Below are 16,709 nucleotides of genomic sequence, written 5' to 3' on the forward strand. Positions count from 1 at the left end.
GACCGGATTGCCGCGTCAGTCCCCCTGGCGCCGCGCCACCAGCCAGGACGCCGCCCGCGCCAGCACCGAGCTGCCCGCGCCGGCGTCGTCGTCCTCCTGCGGCTCGTCGGCGGCCGAGCCGACCGCCGTCCACCAGTCGTCGAGCGGCGGTGGCGCCAGGACGTCGACCCGCTCACCGGGCCGCGGCACGGCGACCTGCACCTGCGAGCGCCGGGCCGCGGCGGTCAGCCGCTGCACCGGCTCGGCCCAGCGGTGGAAGGCGAGGTTGAACGTCGCCCAGTGGATCGGGACGAGCAGGCCGCCGCCGAGGTCGCCGTGCGCGCGAACGGCCTCCTCGGGGGTCATGTGGATGTACTGCCAGGCGTCGTTGTAGGCGCCGATCGGCAGCAGCGTGAGGTCGAACGGGCCCAGCCGGGCGCCGATGCCGGCGAAGGCGGGGGTGTAGCCGGTGTCGCCGCCGAAGAACACCCGGTGCCGGGGGCCGGTGATGACCCAGGACGCCCACAGCGTGGTGTCGCGCGAGAAGAAGCGGCCGGAGAAGTGCCGCGCCTCCGTGCAGGTGAGGGTCAGCCCGGCGACGCTGGCCACGCCGTCCCAGTCGAGCTCGACGATGCGCTCCTCCGGCACGCCCCAGCCGCGCAGGTGGGCACCGATGCCCAGCGGCACGAGGAACGGGGCGGTCTGGGTGCGCAGCAGCTCGCGCACCGTGGGGAGGTCGAGGTGGTCGTAGTGGTCGTGCGAGAGGAGCACGGCGTCCACCCGCGGCAGCTCGGTCACCGGAGCCGGCGCGGGGTGCAGCCGGGTCGGGCCCAGCAGCGGCGACGGGGAGACGCGCTCGCCCCACACCGGGTCGACCAGCACCCGGCGCCCGTCGACCTCGACCAGCGCGCTGGAGTGCCCGAACCAGGTGACCGCGAGCTCGGCGGCCTCGGCGGGCAGTTCCGGCCGCACCAGCGGCACCGGGTGCGCCGGCAACCCGGTGTGCCGCTCGTCGTGCATCTGGCGCAGCAGCCCGCGGCGGGCGCTGGCCGGGGGCAGCGAGGGGGTGGTCACCCGGTTGTGGAACCGGCCTCCGGAGAACTGCGGCGACCCCGCGACGTACGGCCGCACCGCCCGCCGGCTGGCGCCGAGCGCGGTGGGCAGTCCCCAGGCGGCGCGGGTCACCCAGGCGGCCGGTCCGGCGAGGGTGGCGACGACGGCGAGCGCGGTGCGGCGGGCAGCGGGGGACGGCACGCCCCCAGCATCCCAGCCCGCGGCGGGTCGGCGGCGCGACGGTCCCCGGGAGGCTGCGGGACGGCGGGCGGGCGTCGGGCGCGCGGCGGCGACGGGCGCGGCATCATGCGGCGGTGACCTCCGACGACGTCGCACCCGGTGCGCCCGCGGAGCCCGAGGGCGGCGACCCGGCCTGCTGGCTGCCCCGGGTCTGCCCCGCCTGCGGCCGCCTGGCCGACGAGGACCCGCCCACCCGCTGCGCCGGGTGCGGCGAGCCGCTGCCGGCGGACTGATCAGGCCACGCCCCGCAGCCGCGCAGCAGGTCGGACGAAGTCGCACAGCGCCTGCCGCAGTGCCACGCCGAGCCGGTCGGCACGCACGTGCAGCTCGTCGCGGGTGCCGAGCGGCAGCCCCTCGGCGGGCAGCAGCGCCTGCAGGGCGAGGTCCTCCGCGAGGACCTCGCGCTGGAGAGCCACCTCGCGGGCGAGGTCCTCGGGGCCGGGCAGCCGCTCGCCGGGGCCGGCCGACATCAGCATGCGCGTGTAGACGCGGGTCGAGTCGGCGTCCTCCGGCTGCAGCAGGCACAGCACCGTGGTGACCGCCCCGGTGTCGGTCGAGTCCAGCCGCAGCCGCAGCTGGAACGGGGCCCGGTAGGTGTAGGTGGCCCGGCGGTGCACCGGCGGGCCGCCGACGCCGTCGGGGTGGTGCGGTGTCTCGTAGGCCCGGTCCAGCTCGGCGCGGAACCCGCCCTCCTCGGGCACCACGGCGAACGCGGCGACCTCCGCGGCGCCCGGCGGGCCCCCGATGCGGCGGTGCACGAACGGTGCGTGCGCGACGTCGAGGAAGGTGTCGGCCAGCGGTCCGGCCGGGCCGGGAGAGCGCACCGGCGGCAGCCAGGTGCTCACGAACCGCCGGTCGCCGTCCTCGGGCACCTCCAGGGGCACGTCCCGCGGCTCGGCGAGGGCCAGCTCCACCACGCCGAGCCGCTCCCGGACGCCGAACGCCGGGGGGTCGACCTCGAGCCCGGACGCCGTCCGGCGCAGCATCCAGGTGCGGCCCAGCAGCCGCACCTGCAGCCAGCCGCCCGGGCGCAGCTCCCGGGAGAGCGCCACCGGGTGCCACGCGGACTCCAGCGCGGGGTCGAGGTTGCCGAGCACCGGCCCCTCCGGGGCCGGCGGCTCGGGGACCGGCTCGACGGAGGTGGTCGCGGCCGGGCGCGCCCGCCGGGGGCGGCGGTGGGCTCGGGTGCCAGCCAGACCCAACCGTGCCGCTCGTCCACGGCCCACGGCACCGGGAGGTCCGCGCGTGGGGGTGGCGTCCCCTCGACGCCCAGTGACGGGATGGCGACGCAGCGGCCCTCGCCGTCGAACTGCCAGCCGTGGTGGGGGCACTGCAGGCGCCCCTCGACCACGCGGCCGGCCGTGAGGGGGACCAGCCGGTGCGGGCATCGGGCGGGGAACGCGCTCACCTCGCCCCCGGGGCGCAGGCGGACGACGACGAAGGCGCGTCCCCCGGCGCCGACCGGCACCGGCCTCGTCCCGACCTCGGCGGCGCGGGCCACCGGGAACCACCCGCTCGACGTCCCTCCGGATGCAGCCATGACCCATTGCACCGGCTGCGCGTTCCCGTGCCGTTACGCCCGTCGAGCGGTTGTGCGACACGGATCGGTGTCGAAGGGCAGACGGCGGCCGGGAGCGCTCTCTACAGTGACCGCGATCACCATTCCGCTGGTCACCGGTCCGACACGGGAGGACGCACCGTGACACCACCCGAACGCAGGTTGCTGACACCGGAGGAGTACCGGCAGGCGCAGAACTCACCGGAGTTCACCGAGCTCAGGCGGCGGTTCCGTCGCTTCGCCTTCCCCATGACCGTGGCGTTCCTGACCTGGTACCTGCTGTACGTCCTGCTCTCGACCTACGCGCCGGACTTCATGGCCACCGACGTCTTCGGCAACGTGAACATCGGGATCCTGCTGGGGCTCGCGCAGTTCCTCACCACGTTCGTCATCACGCACCTGTACGTGGCGCACGCGAACAAGCAGACCGACCCGATCGCCGACGAGATGCGCGACCGGCTGGAGCACCACGAGTACGCCTCGGGCGGCACCGACGTCTCCCGGGAGGCCACCCGTGGCTGAGGTCGTCGCCGCCGAGTCGGCCACCATCGGCGAGCCGGCCGTCAACATCTCGATCTTCGCGGTCTTCGTGGCCGTGACGCTGGTGATCACCTTCCGGGCCAGCCGCACCAACAAGAGCGCCGCCGACTACTACGCGGCCGGCCGCAACATCAGCGGCACGCAGAACGGTCTGGCGATCGCCGGCGACTACCTGTCGGCCGCCTCGTTCCTCGGCATCGCCGGTGCGATCGCGGTGTTCGGCTACGACGGGTTCCTGTACTCGATCGGGTTCCTCGTCGCCTGGCTGGTGGCGCTGCTGCTGGTCGCCGAGCTGATGCGCAACACCGCCCGGTTCACGATGGCCGACGTCCTGGCCTTCCGGATGCGGCAGGGCCCGGTCCGGACGGCGGCGGCCATCTCCACCCTCGCGGTCTCGCTGTTCTACCTGCTGGCCCAGATGTCGGGCGCCGGGGGCCTGGTGACCCTGCTGCTCGGCGTGACCGGCGAGGCGGCCCAGGCGCTGGTCGTCGTCCTCGTCGGCGCGCTGATGATCATCTACGTGCTGGTCGGTGGCATGCGCGGCACCACGTACGTGCAGATCATCAAGGCCTCGCTGCTCATCGCCGGCGCGCTGGTCATGACCCTGTGGGTGCTGGCGAAGTTCGGGTTCAACCTGTCCGCGCTGCTGGGCGGCTCGGTGGACAACGCCGTCGCCGGCCGCGACGTCCTGGCGCCCGGCGCGCAGTACGGCGCCACGGGCACCTCCAAGCTGGACTTCGTCTCGCTCGGCCTGGCGCTGGTCCTCGGGACGGCGGGCCTGCCGCACGTGCTGATGCGCTTCTACACCGTGCCGACGGCGAAGGACGCCCGGCGCTCGGTGGTCTGGGCGATCTGGCTGATCGGCATCTTCTACCTGTTCAGCTTGGTCATCGGCTACGGCGCCGGTGCGCTGGTCGGCCCGGAGACGGTCCTGGGCGCGCCCGGCGGGGTGAACTCCGCGGCCCCGCTGCTGGCGTTCGAGCTGGGTGGCACGGTGCTGCTGGGCGTCATCGCGGGCGTCGCGTTCGCCACGATCCTCGCCGTCGTCGCCGGCCTGACGATCACCGCGTCGGCGTCCTTCGCCCATGACGTGTACGCCTCGGTGATCAAGAAGGGCAACGTGCCGCCCAACGGCGAGGTGCGGGTCGCCCGCATCACCGCGGTGGTGATCGGTGCGATCGCCATCGGGCTGGGCATCCTGGCGCTGCAGGCCGGGCTGAACATCGCCTTCCTGGTGGCGCTGGCCTTCGCCGTCGCCGCGTCGGCCAACCTGCCGACCATCCTCTACACGCTGTTCTGGAAGCGCTTCACCACCCAGGGTGCGCTGTGGTCGATGTACGGCGGGCTGATCGCCTGCATCGTCCTCATCATCTTCTCGCCGGTGGTGTCGGGTGCGCCGATCGTCGAGGCGACCGGCAAGAGCACGTCGCTGATCCAGGGCGTGGACTTCTCCTGGTTCCCGCTCAACAACCCTGGCCTGGTGTCCATCCCGCTGTCGTTCTTCCTCGGCTGGCTGGGCACCGTCCTGTCCAAGGAGAAGCCGAACGAGGACAAGTGGGCCGAGCTCGAGGTGCGGGCGCTCACCGGGATCGGTGCGGAGAAGGCCGTCCAGCACTGAAAGGACCGCCCTTCCCCCCACGCCTCGCAGGCTCGGCGCGGGACCCTGAAGGGCGGCCAGGTGCCGAGGCGGGACCCCGTCCTCCCCACCCTTCGCAGGCTCACCCCGAGGCGCGCGTCCCTGTACGGGGGCGCGCGCCTCGTGCGTTGAGCGGCGGTTGTCGCGGAAACCGTCGGGGGTGGAGCGGCGGTTTCCGCGGAAAACCGTCGGGGTGGAGCGGCGGTTTCCGCGGAAACCGACGGGGGCGGCGCGGGGTCAGGCGACGGCCCGGGCGGGGGCGGCCTCCGGTGTCAGGACGGCGTCCACCGCGAGTGCGCGGTGGACGCGGCGGTGCCGCACGGCCCAGCGGGAGACCAGGCCGGTGAGGACGACGACGCCGGCGAGGGCGTGCTCACCGGGTGCGGTGACGGCGACGGCGAGCGCCGCGGCGTAGACCACCGTCAGCAGGACGGCGGGGAGGGACAGGTGCACGGTGCTTCCTCCAGCGGGGGAGGCGTCCCGCCGGCCGGCGGCCAGGTCGGTGCGGACCCGGTCGCCGGCGCGGCGACGGCGCAGGACGGGACGGGCTCAGCTGCTGTGCTGGGGCGAGCAGACGCTCACTTGAGCATGTCCTTGGCCTTCTGGATGAACGACTGCCCCGGCTGCTGGGGCGTCGGGAACAGCCGCGGGTCGCCGGGCGGCAGGATCGGGGCGTCCGCCGTCGCCTCGATCGGGCGGGCGGAGAACTGGCCGCGACCGTCGACCGACGGGCCCGACGCCCAGCGGCCGGCCGAGGCCTCGGGGCCGTCGGAGGCGTCGATGAAGGTGTAGCCGAGGTCGCCGACCTCCTCCTCCAGCGGGAACGCCTCGGGCACCGGGATGCCCTCGAGGCCGTCGTCCTTGAGCTCCTCGATCGCGGCCAGCCACTGCTGCTGGTGGTAGTGGTCGCGGGTGATGAGGAACCGCAGCATGTCCTTCACGCCGGGGTCGTCGGTCATGTTGTAGAGCCGGGCGACCTGCAGCCGGCCCTGCATCTCGGCGGTGGCGTTGTACATGAAGTCGGCCATCAGGTTGCCGCTGGCGGTGACGTAGGCACCGGTCCACGGGTTGCCCATGCTGTCCATGTAGGAGGCGCCCGCGCCGTTGACGATCGGGTGCTGCGGGTTGTGCTGGCCGTACCCGGCGGCGGCCTCCTTGGTGCGGTCGGCGGCGTCGGGCTTGAGCGGGATGTGGTCGAGCAGCCGGTCGATCATCGTCACGATCATCTCGACGTGGGCCAGTTCCTCGGTGCCGATCGCCAGGAGCAGGTCCTTGTACTTGCCGGGCAGCCGGCAGTTCCAGCCCTGCAGCAGGTACTGCGTGGCGACGGTCATCTCGCCCCACTGACCGCCGAGGACCTCCTGCATCTTGCGCGCGAAGTCCGGGTCGGGGCCGTCGGGCTTGGCCTCGTACTGCAGGGCGTGGGTGTGCGTGAACACGGGCTCTCCCTCGTCGTCGCGACCACCGCCGATGCGGTGACACCAGGGATCTGCCCGCGCGCTCTGGCCCACCGGTGCCGACCGCTGGCCCCCCGGTGCCAATCCCTCAGCGGTCGGGCAGCTGCACCCGCAGCGTCAGGGCCGCGCCGCTGCCCTCCCACACGAGATGACCGCCGAGCTCGCGCGTCTGCCGCTGCACCGACCACAGGCCCAGGCCGGTGAGGTCGGCCGGCGGCTCCTGCGTCCGCAGGTGACCCAGCAGCCGCTCGGGGCGGACGACGACCTGGGTCAGCGCCAGGTCGACCCAGCCCGCCCGGCGGGTCACCTCCAGCCGCACGGCGGCGCCGTCGCCGTGCCGGTGGGCGTTCTCCATCAGGTTGGTGAGGATCCGCTGGACGCGCGCGTCACCGACCGCGACCTGCTCCGCCCCCTCCCCGAGCACGACGGTGAGCTGGCCGGCGGGCAGGCCGCAGGCGGCCATCGACGCGCGGACGACGTCCCCGAGCCGGCGGGCCGCCCCGGTGCGCGGCGCCGCTCCGCCGGTGGCGTCGGCGGTGCGCAGCATGGAGGAGAGGTGCGCGGTCTGCGCGCGGGCGAGCTCCAGCACCTCGGCGGGGTCGGCGGAGGTCCGCCCCAGGCTGCCGAGCAGGGTCTCCAGGGAGGCCAGCGGCGTCCGCATGTCGTGACACAGCGCCCGGACCAGGGCCTCGGGCGGGGTCGGGCGGACACTGCCGGCCGGGTCGGGACGCCGGCGGCGACCGCGCACCAGGCGGCGCAGGGCGGGCAGCAGCCCCGTCGTCAGGACCAGGGGAGAGGGGTTGGCGGCCAGGGTCATGGGCACCTCCGACGTGCGATGCGGCCAGCAGTCCCCGGAGGGCGCGGCGACCAGGGGGAGTGGGGTGGGGATGAGCGACGCCGGTGCTGAGCGCCGTCCGGTCGATGTGGTCCTGGTGGACGACCACCCGCTGTTCAGCCGCGGGCTCGCCCTGCTGCTGCCCGTGGTCAGTGGCGGACAGGTGCGGGTGGTGGGGACGACGGATGACGCCTCGGCGGCCGCCGCGCTGGTGCGCCGGCACCACGCCGACGTCGCCGTGGTCGACCTGCACATGCCCCCGCCCGGCGGCACGCGGGCGATCGCGGCCATCCGCCGCGCCGACCCCCTGGTGCGCGTCGTGGCCCTCTCGGGCCTGGCCGAGGCGGACGCCGCGGTCGAGGCCCTGCGCGCGGGGGCGGCGGCGTTCCTGCCCAAGACCGCCGACCCGGAGCTGCTGGTGCGCCCGCTGCTCGCCGTCCTCGACGGCTGGTCGGTGCTGCCCGAGGACCTGCTCCGCAAGCTGCTGGAGGACGCCGCCCCCACCGGGGAGCAGGGCATCGCCGACCGGCTCACCGCGGACGAGCGCCGGCTGTGGCGGCTGGTCGCCGACGGCGCCGGCACGATGGAGATCGCCACGACGCTGCACGTGTCCGACCGGACCGCCAAACGGCTGGTCGCCGCCCTGCTCCGCAGCCTCGGGGTGGCCACCCGGGTCGAGGCGGCCGCGCTGGCCGGCCGGGTGGGCCTGGGCCGCGGCGCGGCGCAGTGAGGACCTCCGGAACGCGTGCGCGTCGGTGGTCATCCCTGCCCCGCTACCCGCAACGGTGATCGACAGTCGCGGCTAGGGTCGCCGGGGTGAGCGCACGCATCGTCCTGTTCGGCGCGACCGGGTACACCGGGCGCCGGACGGCGGAGGCGCTGGTCGCGCGCGGTGCCCGTCCCGTGCTCGCGGGGCGGGACCCGGGCCGGCTGGCGGCGCTGGCCGAGCGGCTGGGTGGCCTGGAGACGGCGCGCGCCGACGCCTCCGACCCCGCCTCCGTCCGCGCCCTGCTCGGCGACGGCGACGTCCTGGTCACCACCGTGGGCCCGTTCCTCCGGCTGGGCTGGCCGGCCGTGGAGGCGGCCGTGGCCGCCGGCGCGGTGTACCTGGACTCGACCGGCGAGCCGCCGTTCCTGCGGCGGGTGTTCGAGCGGGCCGGTCCCCGGGCGGCGGTCACCGGTGCCGCGCTCGTGCCCGCCTTCGGGCTGGACTACGTGCCCGGCGCCCTCGCCGGCGCGCTCGCGCTCACCGAGGCCGGCGACCGGGCGCACCGCGTCGACGTGGGCTACGCGCTCGACGGCACGTCGGGGCAGGCGTTCTCCCGAGGCACGCTGGTCTCGCTGCTCGGCGTCCTGCTGGAGCCCGGCTTCGCCTACACCGGCGGCGCGCTGCGCGAGGAGGTCGCCGGGCGCCGGTTGTGGCGGTTCGAGGCGGCCGGCCGGCCGCGCCGGGGCCTGTCCATCGGCGGCGCCGAGCACCTCACCCTGCCCGACCTCGCCCCCGGCCTGCGCGAGGTCGGCGTCGCCCTGGACTGGTTCGGCCCCCTCACCCCCGTCGCGCACCGGCTGGCGCCGCTGTCGGACGTGGCGGGCCGGCTGCCGCTGGCCCGCGCCGGCACGCGGCGGCTGGCCGCCCTCGCCGGACGCCGGGTCGCCGAGGGCCCCTCCGCGCGGACGCTGGCCGAGGCCCGCACCCGCACCGTGGCCGAGGTCCGCGACCGGGCCGGTGCGCTGGTCAGCCGGGTGGAGCTGGCCGGGCCCGAGCCCTACGGCCTCACCGCGGCGCTGCTCGCGTGGGGCGCCACCCACGCCGCGGCGCACGGCGCCCGCGACGCCGGCGCGCTCGGGCCGGTGCAGGCCTTCGGGCTGGACGCGCTCACCGCCGGCGCCGCGGAGGCGGGGCTGGCGCGGGCGTGAGCGCCCTGGCCTGCGTGGACATCGGGTCGACCTGGACGAAGGCCGCGCTCGTGGCGCTGCCCACCGGGGAGCTGCTGGCCACCGCGCAGGCCCCGACCGACCCGGCGGACGTCGTCCGCGGGGTGCTCGCCGCCACCGCCGGGTTCCCCGACGTGCCGGTGGTGGCCTGCTCGAGCGCCGGCGGCGGGCTGCGGCTGGCCGTGGTCGGCTACGAGGAGCTGATCAGCGCCGAGGCCGGGCACCGGGCGGCGCTGTCGGCCGGGGCGCGGGTCGTGCACGTGGCCGCCGGCCCCCTCGACGACGGCGCGCTGGAGGCGCTGGCGCGGTCGGCGCCCGACGTCGTGCTGCTGGCCGGCGGCACCGACGGCGGCGAGGCGTCGGTGCTGCGGCACAACGCGGCCGCGCTCGCCGGTGTGGACGGGTCCGTCCCGGTCGTGCTGGCGGGCAACACCGCCGTCCGGGACGAGGTGGCGGCGGTGCTGCGGGCCGGCGGGGTGCCGGTCACGGCGGCCGACAACGTGCTGCCCGACATCGGCCGGCTGGCCCCCGACTCGGCGCGCGCGGCGATCCGGGAGGTCTTCCTGCGGCACGTCATCGGCGGCGACCGGCTCTCCACCGACCCGCGGCTGGCCGAGTGGGTGCGCACCGTGACGCCGGACGCCGTGCTGGCCGGGGTGACCGCACTGGCGGCCGCCCGGTCGGGGCAGCCCGCACCGGGCGTGGTCGTGGTGGACGTCGGCGGCGCGACCACCGACGTGTACTGCGTCCCCGACCCCGACGCCGAGCAGGCGTCCCTGGGCCGCGAGGCGGTCGGCGTGCCCGCGGCGCGGCGCACCGTCGAGGGGGACCTCGGGGTGGCCGCGAGCGCCGGGGCGCTCCGCGCGGCGGCCGCGGCGGAGGACGTGCCGGTGACCGGGGACGAGCCGCTCGACCTCGGCGTCGCGGCGGCCACCATCGCCCTGCGCCGGCACCTGCGCGCCGAGGCCGCCTACGGTCCCGGCGGTGCGGGCGCGCGCGGCGCCGGTCTCGTCGTCCTCTCCGGCGGGGTGTTCCGGCACGCCGACCGGCCGGCGCTGGCGGCGGCGGGAGCCCGCATCGGCGCCGACCGCGGCGGCGCCGGCGGCGTGCTGGCCGACGCGACCGTCGTCGTCGACCGCCGGTACGTGCTGGCGGCCGCGGGCCTGCTGACCGGGGAGCACCCGGAGGCGGCGGCCGGCCTGGTCACCGGCCTGGCGGGGGCGGAGCCGGTCAGCTCGCCGGCCGCGCGATGACGGAGAACTCCGCGCCGAACGGGTCGACGACCGTGGCCATCCGCCCGTAGACGAACGCCTCCACCCCCGGTGACCGGCCCCCGGCCCCGAGGGCGCGGCGGACGGTCTCGTCGGCGTCGGCCACCTCGAGGGCCGTGCCCCAGGCGGAGCCCGCCGCGTCGGGCAGCCCCAGGACGCCGCCGACCTCGTGGCCGTCGGGACGGCGCAGGAAGGTGAAGTCGAACCCGGGCAGGTCGGGGTTGCCGTCGAGGGTGAACCCGAAGACCTCGGCGTAGAACCGCCGGGCGGGCCCGGGGTCGGGCGTGACCAGGTCGTTGCGGACCAGCGCGCCGGGTTCGTTGACCACCTGGCAGCCCACGTGGTCGCGGCCCTGCCACAGCCCGACGCGCGCGCCGACCGGGTCGCGCAGCATCGCCATCCGCCCCTGGGCCATGACGTCCGTCGGCTCCTCGAGCACCGCGGCCCCGGCCTCCCGGGCGCGGGCGGTGGTGTCGTCGCAGTCCGGCGTCGCCAGATACACGTCCCAGGCCGGGGTGCGCTCGGCGTCGACGAACACGGCCGCGACCGGGCGGCCGCGCAGCAGGCAGGTCGTGTACGAGCCGTACTCCTCCGGCCCGATCCGGAACTCCCAGCCGAACACCGCGCCGTAGAAGTCCAGCGCCGGCTGCAGGTCGGGGACGGCGAGGTCGATCCAGGTCGGTGTCCCGAGGGGCTGGTTGCCGTCGACGTCGGGCATGCGGTTCTCCTCTCGCGGGGAGCACGACCGTAGGGCCGGCCACCGACGATCCCGGGCGACCGGGGCCGGTGCTCAGCCGGCGAGGGCGCCGGCCCAGGTGCCCGACGACGCGGCCGCGGTGAAGGCGGCGACCTCGTCGGCGGCCATGTCCACCGCCGCGTAGCCGCCGCTGCCGGCGCCCACGCAGGCCACCACGGTGGCCAGCCCCATCCGCCGCTGGAACACGCTCTGCCGCACCTGCCAGCCGACGACGGCGCGGCGCTGCAGCACCGCCTGCTCCCGGACCAGCCAGCCGCTGCGGACGCTGAACGACCGGGGCCCGGCCCGGTGGCCGAGGGCCGAGTAGCGGCCGATCCCCAGGGGCACGCCCAGCACGGTCAGCAGGCCGCCGGCGACGAGGAGCCACCACCAGCCCAGCGTGCTCAGGACGACCCCGCCGGCCGCGGTCACCAGCAGCCCACCGGAGACGGCGCGCACCAGCCGCCGGCGGAGGGCGGCCGGCGGGTGCGGCCGGAGGGGGCCCGGGTCCTCGACCAGCCGGGTGAGCAGCGCCGCGGCGACCGGCCGGGGGCCCAGCGGCAGCAGCTGCCCCCGGCGGTGGGCCTGGCCGAGGCCGGTGACCAGCGCGTTGACCCGCGCCGCGTGCACCCAGCGCATCCCCAGCCCCTCGCTGAGGGTGCCGCCGCGGATCCGGTCGACCTCCAGCTCCGTGTGCCGCCGGGTGAGCAGGCCGCGGACGGCGACGAGGGACCCACCGCGCCGCACCAGCCGGAACCCCCAGTTCACCACCGCGGCCCCCACCACCGCGGCGAGCGCGAGCAGCGGGAGGGCCACCACCGCCGCGCCCACCACCAGCTGGGTGTCGGAGAGGTCGGGGCCGTCCACGTCCGGCAGCAGCCCGTCGGGCAGCTCGTCGAGGAACCGGAACAGGGTGCCGACGGCGGCCACCGGGACGACGAGGTAGCTGCCGACCAGCGGCGCGTACAGCAGCCAGCGGGGGTCGAAGCGGGCGATGACCTCCTCGGCCGGCGCCTCCGGCGCCACGCCGTCGTCCGGTCGGACCGCGCGGCCGGCCAGCAGCCGCTCCCGCAGCCGGTCGCCCTCGGCGCGCGGGACGCCGTCGACGACCAGCTCCTCCTCGCTGACGCCCACCGAGCCGGCGGCGGCGTCGATGCGCAGGCGGACCAGCCCGAACAGCCGGTGCAGCGGCGGCGTCTCGACCTCGACCCCCCGGATCCGGTCGTTCGGCACGGTGCGGACCGACCGCGCCAGCAGGCCCCGGGTCACGACCATCGCCGTCGGCCCGTCGGCGTAGCTGAACCGCCACCAGGTGAGCGCGGCGGCCAGCAGCGACAGGGCGGTGATGGCCGCCACCAGGACGACGATCGTCGTCCGCCCGTCGTCGAAACCGGTGACCGCCGCGATCGGGATGAGCGCCGGCACGAGCTGGCGGGCCTGCCGGAACGTGGCGGTGTGCACCAGGACGATCCGGGGTGAGGTCCGCCGTCCCGCTCGCGACGGGACCCCGGTCCCCGTGCCGCCGGGTCCGCTCCGCGCCCGTCCCCCGCTGCGGTGCCGCCCTCCCCGTGCGCTCACGTCGCCTCGTCGCGGACCAGCTCGGCGCGGCGGGCGAGGTCGTCGGCGACCCGCTGCGCGACGTCGGCCTCCAGGTGCCAGACGCGCACCGTGCCCTGGCTGGAGGCGGTGAGGACCGCGACCGTGGCCAGGCCGAACAGCTGCTGCAGCACCCCGCGGGTGACGTCGACGGTCTGGATGCGGGAGATGGGCACCAGCGTCCAGGTGCGGGTCAGCCAGCCGGTGAGGGTGTGGACCGCCTCGTCGGTGACCTCCCAGCGGTGCACGCGGTGGCGGAACCACGGCCGGATGCCGACGGCGACGACCGCGTAGCAGGCCACCAGGACCGGCAACACCCACCGCAGCACGGGGACCGGCCCGCCGACGGGGACGAACAGGACGAAGGCCGCGACCAGCAGGCCGTAGAACAGCGTGCCCAGCACCCCCTCGGTCACCCACAGGCCGATCGCCGAGCGGGACAGCGACCAGGCGGGGTCACGGACGGGAGAGGCGCTCATCACCCCCATCCTCGCAGCCGGGGAACCCGCGGCCCCGTGCATCATGGAGACGTGATGCCGTTCCAGGTCCCGACCGTCTCCGCGAGCGAGGTCCCCGAGGACGCCGCCGTCCTCGACGTCCGCGAGGAGGACGAGTGGGTGTACGGCCACATCGACGGCGCGACCCACATCCCGATGGGGGAGGTGCCGGCCCGCCTGGACGAGGTACCCGAGGCCGACCTGCTGTACATCGCCTGCCGCAGCGGCGGCCGCTCCGCGCGGGTCGCCGCGTGGCTGAACGCCAACGGCTTCGACGCGGTCAACGTCGGCGACGGGATGGGCGGGTGGGAGGCGGCCGGCCGGCCCATGGTGAGCGAGACCGGCCGGCCCCCCTTCGTCCGCTAGGCCCCCTGCCCGGGCGCCGGCGAGGGGTCCCCCGTCAGCTGCTCGGCTCGAAGTCGGCGAACCGGGCGCGCAGGTCCTTCTTGGAGAACTTGCCGACGCTGGTCTTGGGGACCTCGTCGATGAACGCGACGGCGTCCGGCAGCCACCACTTGGCGACCTGCGGCTTGAGGTGCTCGAGCACCTCGTCCTCCGACATGTCCTCGCCCTCCTCGAGCACGACGCAGGCCAGCGGACGCTCGTCCCACTTCGGGTGCGGGATGCCGACGACCGCGGCCTCCTTCACCTTCGGGTGGCTCATGATCGCGTTCTCCAGGTCCACCGAGCTGATCCACTCACCGCCGGACTTGATGAGGTCCTTGGTGCGGTCGGCGATCCGGATGGAGCCGTGCGCGTCCATCGCGGCGACGTCCCCGGTGCGCATCCAGCCGTCGGGCGTGGTCAGCTCCACGCCGGCGTCGGGGTTGTAGTAGTCCTGCGCGCACCACGGGCCGCGGACCTGCAGCTCGCCGGTGGCCTGGTCGTCCCACGGCTGGGGCTCGAGCGTCTCGGCGTCGACGATCCGGGCCTCGACGCCGAGGAAGGGGATGCCGGCGCGGGCCCGCTGGGCGGCCTGGGTGTCGGCGTCGGCGTCGGCGAACCGGAGCGGGAGGATGCCGGAGGAGGCGACCGGATGGGTCTCGGTCATGCCCCACGCCTGCAGGATCGCCAGGCCGACCTGCTCCCGGTAGGCCTCCGACAGTGCCCGCGGCACCGCCGAGCCGCCGCAGCCGATCTCGCGCAGCCGGTGCTCCCGGCCGGCCAGGTGCGGCAGCACGCCCTGCCAGATCGTCGGGACGCCGGCGGTGAAGGTGACGCCCTCCTCGACGATGAGGTCGGCCAGCGCCTTCGGCTGCATCATCGACCCGGGCATGACCAGCGAGGCGCCGGCGGCCGGCGCGGCCTGGGCGATGCCCCAGGCGTTGGCGTGGAACATCGGGACGACCGGCATGGCGACGTCGCGGATGCCCAGGCCGAAGGCGTTGGGCGCCGTCACGCCCATGGTGTGCAGCCAGGTCGAGCGGTGCGTGTAGACGACGCCCTTGGGGTTGCCGGTGGTGCCGCTCGTGTAGCACATCGAGGCGGCCCGCCACTCGTCGTCGACGCGGAAGTCGACGGGGGAGGCCTCGGCCAGGAGCGTCTCGTAGTCCAGCACCCGCGGGTCGTCGGGGATCTCGTTGTCGCCGCCGTCGTCCATGACCACGACGTGCTTGACCGTCGTCATCGTGTCGATCAGCGGCCACAGCAGCGGCAGCACCGTGCGGTCGGCGAAGACGACCTCGTCCTCGGCGTGGTTGGCGATGTAGGTCAGCTGCTCGGGGAACAGCCGGACGTTGAGGGTGTGCAGCACCCGGCCGCTGGACGGCGCGGCGAAGTACAGCTCCAGGTGCCGCTGGCTGTTCCACGCGAACGTGCCCACCCGGCCGTCGGCGCTGATGCCCAGCGTGTCGAGGACCCCGCCCAGGCGCCGGGTGCGGTCGGCCCACTCCGCGTAGGTCGCCCGCGTGATCCCGTTCGGGCCGGCGGTGGCGATGGTGCCGTCGCCGTAGTGCTGCTCGACGTGCCGGAAGATCGCATCGATGGTCAGGGGGTAGTCCTGCATGAGCCCACGCATGGGCTGGATCGTGCCAGTGACCCCGCTCACCTTCTACCGCTCGGTACGCGGCTGCCGGGCCGGCGCCCGGCGGCTCAGCGGCCGAGGACGACGGGCAGCCGGGCCAGGCCGCGGATGACGAACTCCGGACGCCGCACCGGCTCGCCGCCCAGCTCCAGCCGCGACGTCCGGTCGAGCAGGGCGCCGAACGAGGCCTGCAGCTCCACCCGGGCCAGCGGGGCGCCGATGCAGAAGTGGACGCCGGCACCGAAGGAGATGTGCGCGTTGTCGGTGCGGCCGACGTCGAGGGTCTCGGGGTCGGCGAAGACGGCGGGGTCGTGGTTGGCCGCCCCCAGCAGCGCGGCGATCTTCTGCCCCTCGCGCACGAGGACGCCGCTCATCTCGACGTCCTCGGTGGCGGTCCGCTCGAACAGCTGCAGCGGCGAGTCGAAGCGCATGAGCTCCTCGATCGCCGCGGGGCGCAGGCCGCGGTCGGCCCGGACACGGGCCAGCTGGTCCGGGTGCCGCAGCAGCGCCAGCAGCCCGTTGCCGGTGACGTTCACCGTCGCCTCGTGGCCGGCGTTGAGCAGCAGGATGCAGGTGGTGACCAGCTCGTCCTCGGTGAGCCGGTCGCCCTCGGTGTCGCGCACCGTGACCAGGTGGCTGACCAGGTCCTCGCCGAGGTGCCGGCGGCGGTCGGCGACCAGCGCGCGCAGGTAGGCGACGAACTCGGCGGCCGCCCGCTCCGCGGCCTCCTCGACGGCCGTCGTCCGGCCGTACTCGTACATCTTCACGATGGCGTTCGACCACGGCCGCAGCAGTGGCCGGTCGGCCTCGGGCACGCCGAGCAGCTCGGCGATGACGTCGACCGGCAGCTGCTCGGCCATGCCGGAGAGGACGTCGACCGGCTCGGATCCGCCCGAGCGCTCGACCAGCCCGTCGACCAGCCGCCCCGCCAGCTCCTCGACCCAGGGGCGCAGCCGCTCCACGTGCCCGCGGGCGAACGCGGCGCTGATCAGCCGGCGCAGGCGGGTGTGCGACGGCGGCTCCATCTCCAGGATCGCGTTCCGGTGGATGAGGTTGAAGCTGCCGAACCGCCCGGCCGGCTGCGCGTCGCGCCAGATGCGGCCCAGCCGCCGGTCCCGCAGGACGGCGTTGGCCTCGGCGTGGGTGAAGGCCAGCCACAGGCCCAGGCCCTCGTGCCACTGCACCGGCGCCAGTGCCCGGGCCCGCGCGAAGGCGGGGTAGGGGTCGGCGACGACGGCGGGGTCCGTGAGGTCGAGCGGAGCGGCGGCCACCGGGGGAGCCTAGAGAGAGGACCCCCGTCCTCCTCCCGCCTCGCGGGCTCGGCACCGGCCCCGCGTGGGGGCCACCTAGGCT

17 protein-coding genes and 1 pseudogene are annotated in these 16,709 nt (G+C 75.7%); 7 read left to right on the plus strand and 11 right to left on the minus strand.

Features of this window, described 5'->3' with window-relative positions; translation table 11 throughout:
- Positions 1–15: 15 nt before the first annotated feature.
- Positions 16–1,233: an MBL fold metallo-hydrolase gene (locus PGN05_RS06990; protein ID WP_419751814.1), complete on the minus strand. Its 1,218-nt coding sequence runs from the start codon at positions 1,231–1,233 to the stop codon at positions 16–18.
- A 113-nt stretch (positions 1,234–1,346) separates the two neighbouring features.
- Here PGN05_RS06990 and PGN05_RS06995 point away from each other — a divergent pair, with 113 nt between their 5' ends.
- Positions 1,347–1,505, plus strand: a complete 159-nt coding sequence (locus tag PGN05_RS06995; RefSeq protein ID WP_419751815.1) for a hypothetical protein — start codon at positions 1,347–1,349, stop codon at positions 1,503–1,505.
- Here the strand turns inward: PGN05_RS06995 and PGN05_RS07000 are convergent, their stop codons facing one another.
- Positions 1,506–2,369 carry a hypothetical protein gene (locus PGN05_RS07000; RefSeq protein ID WP_419751816.1) on the minus strand — a complete coding sequence of 288 codons (864 nt, stop codon included), beginning with the start codon at positions 2,367–2,369 and terminating at the stop codon, positions 1,506–1,508.
- 233 nt (positions 2,370–2,602) lie between these two features.
- Positions 2,603–2,812 (minus strand): annotated as a pseudogene (locus PGN05_RS07005) (Rieske 2Fe-2S domain-containing protein); the annotation flags it as partial.
- Positions 2,813–2,971: 159 nt separating this feature from the next.
- Here PGN05_RS07005 and PGN05_RS07010 point away from each other — a divergent pair.
- On the plus strand, positions 2,972–3,352 hold the full coding sequence (locus tag PGN05_RS07010) for a DUF485 domain-containing protein (RefSeq protein WP_419751817.1): 381 nt from the start codon (positions 2,972–2,974) through the stop codon (positions 3,350–3,352).
- Entirely contained in the window at positions 3,345–4,988 is a 1,644-nt protein-coding gene (locus PGN05_RS07015) for a cation acetate symporter (protein ID WP_419751818.1), read from the plus strand. The genes PGN05_RS07010 and PGN05_RS07015 overlap by 8 nt, the downstream gene beginning before the upstream one ends.
- A 255-nt stretch (positions 4,989–5,243) precedes the next feature.
- On the opposite strand, the gene PGN05_RS07020 is transcribed toward PGN05_RS07015, so the two are convergent.
- From PGN05_RS07020 to PGN05_RS07030, 3 genes are all read right to left on the minus strand, one after another.
- Positions 5,244–5,459 (minus strand): hypothetical protein, encoded by a 216-nt coding sequence (locus PGN05_RS07020; protein ID WP_419751819.1) that lies wholly within the window; start codon positions 5,457–5,459, stop codon positions 5,244–5,246.
- 125 nt (positions 5,460–5,584) lie between these two features.
- Entirely contained in the window at positions 5,585–6,445 is an 861-nt protein-coding gene (locus PGN05_RS07025) for a manganese catalase family protein (RefSeq protein ID WP_419751820.1), read from the minus strand.
- 106 nt (positions 6,446–6,551) lie between these two features.
- Positions 6,552–7,280, minus strand: coding sequence for a sensor histidine kinase (locus PGN05_RS07030; protein WP_419751821.1), 729 nt, complete (start codon positions 7,278–7,280; stop codon positions 6,552–6,554).
- Positions 7,281–7,350: 70 nt separating this feature from the next.
- Here PGN05_RS07030 and PGN05_RS07035 point away from each other — a divergent pair, with 70 nt between their 5' ends.
- The 3 genes from PGN05_RS07035 to PGN05_RS07045 all read left to right on the plus strand — a co-directional run bounded on the left by PGN05_RS07035 (position 7,351) and on the right by PGN05_RS07045 (position 10,486).
- Entirely contained in the window at positions 7,351–8,028 is a 678-nt protein-coding gene (locus PGN05_RS07035; protein WP_419751822.1) for a response regulator, read from the plus strand.
- Between the two features lie 86 nt (positions 8,029–8,114).
- Entirely contained in the window at positions 8,115–9,215 is a 1,101-nt protein-coding gene (locus tag PGN05_RS07040) for a saccharopine dehydrogenase family protein (RefSeq protein WP_419751823.1), read from the plus strand.
- On the plus strand, positions 9,212–10,486 hold the full coding sequence (locus PGN05_RS07045) for a glutamate mutase L (protein WP_419751824.1): 1,275 nt from the start codon (positions 9,212–9,214) through the stop codon (positions 10,484–10,486). The genes PGN05_RS07040 and PGN05_RS07045 overlap by 4 nt, the downstream gene beginning before the upstream one ends.
- On the opposite strand, the gene PGN05_RS07050 is transcribed toward PGN05_RS07045, so the two are convergent.
- The 3 genes from PGN05_RS07050 to PGN05_RS07060 form a co-directional block, all read right to left on the minus strand.
- Positions 10,464–11,222: a VOC family protein gene (locus PGN05_RS07050; RefSeq protein WP_419751825.1), complete on the minus strand. Its 759-nt coding sequence runs from the start codon at positions 11,220–11,222 to the stop codon at positions 10,464–10,466. The genes PGN05_RS07045 and PGN05_RS07050 overlap by 23 nt on opposite strands.
- A 72-nt stretch (positions 11,223–11,294) precedes the next feature.
- A complete protein-coding gene (locus tag PGN05_RS07055) occupies positions 11,295–12,701 on the minus strand; it encodes a PH domain-containing protein (protein ID WP_419751826.1) in 1,407 nt (468 codons plus the stop codon).
- Between the two features lie 113 nt (positions 12,702–12,814).
- The gene (locus PGN05_RS07060; RefSeq protein WP_419751827.1) at positions 12,815–13,315 is read right to left on the minus strand and encodes a PH domain-containing protein; all 501 of its coding nucleotides are present in this window, start codon (positions 13,313–13,315) and stop codon (positions 12,815–12,817) included.
- A 54-nt stretch (positions 13,316–13,369) separates the two neighbouring features.
- Here PGN05_RS07060 and PGN05_RS07065 point away from each other — a divergent pair, with 54 nt between their 5' ends.
- Positions 13,370–13,699: a rhodanese-like domain-containing protein gene (locus PGN05_RS07065; RefSeq protein WP_419751828.1), complete on the plus strand. Its 330-nt coding sequence runs from the start codon at positions 13,370–13,372 to the stop codon at positions 13,697–13,699.
- A 34-nt stretch (positions 13,700–13,733) separates the two neighbouring features.
- On the opposite strand, the gene PGN05_RS07070 is transcribed toward PGN05_RS07065, so the two are convergent.
- A complete protein-coding gene (locus PGN05_RS07070; protein ID WP_419751829.1) occupies positions 13,734–15,350 on the minus strand; it encodes a long-chain fatty acid--CoA ligase in 1,617 nt (538 codons plus the stop codon).
- Between the two features lie 74 nt (positions 15,351–15,424).
- The gene (locus tag PGN05_RS07075) at positions 15,425–16,627 is read right to left on the minus strand and encodes a cytochrome P450 (protein WP_419751830.1); all 1,203 of its coding nucleotides are present in this window, start codon (positions 16,625–16,627) and stop codon (positions 15,425–15,427) included.
- Positions 16,628–16,709 lie beyond the last annotated feature (82 nt).

Source organism: Geodermatophilus sp. CPCC 206100, from assembly GCF_048569675.1.
Lineage (GTDB): Bacteria > Actinomycetota > Actinomycetes > Mycobacteriales > Geodermatophilaceae > Geodermatophilus.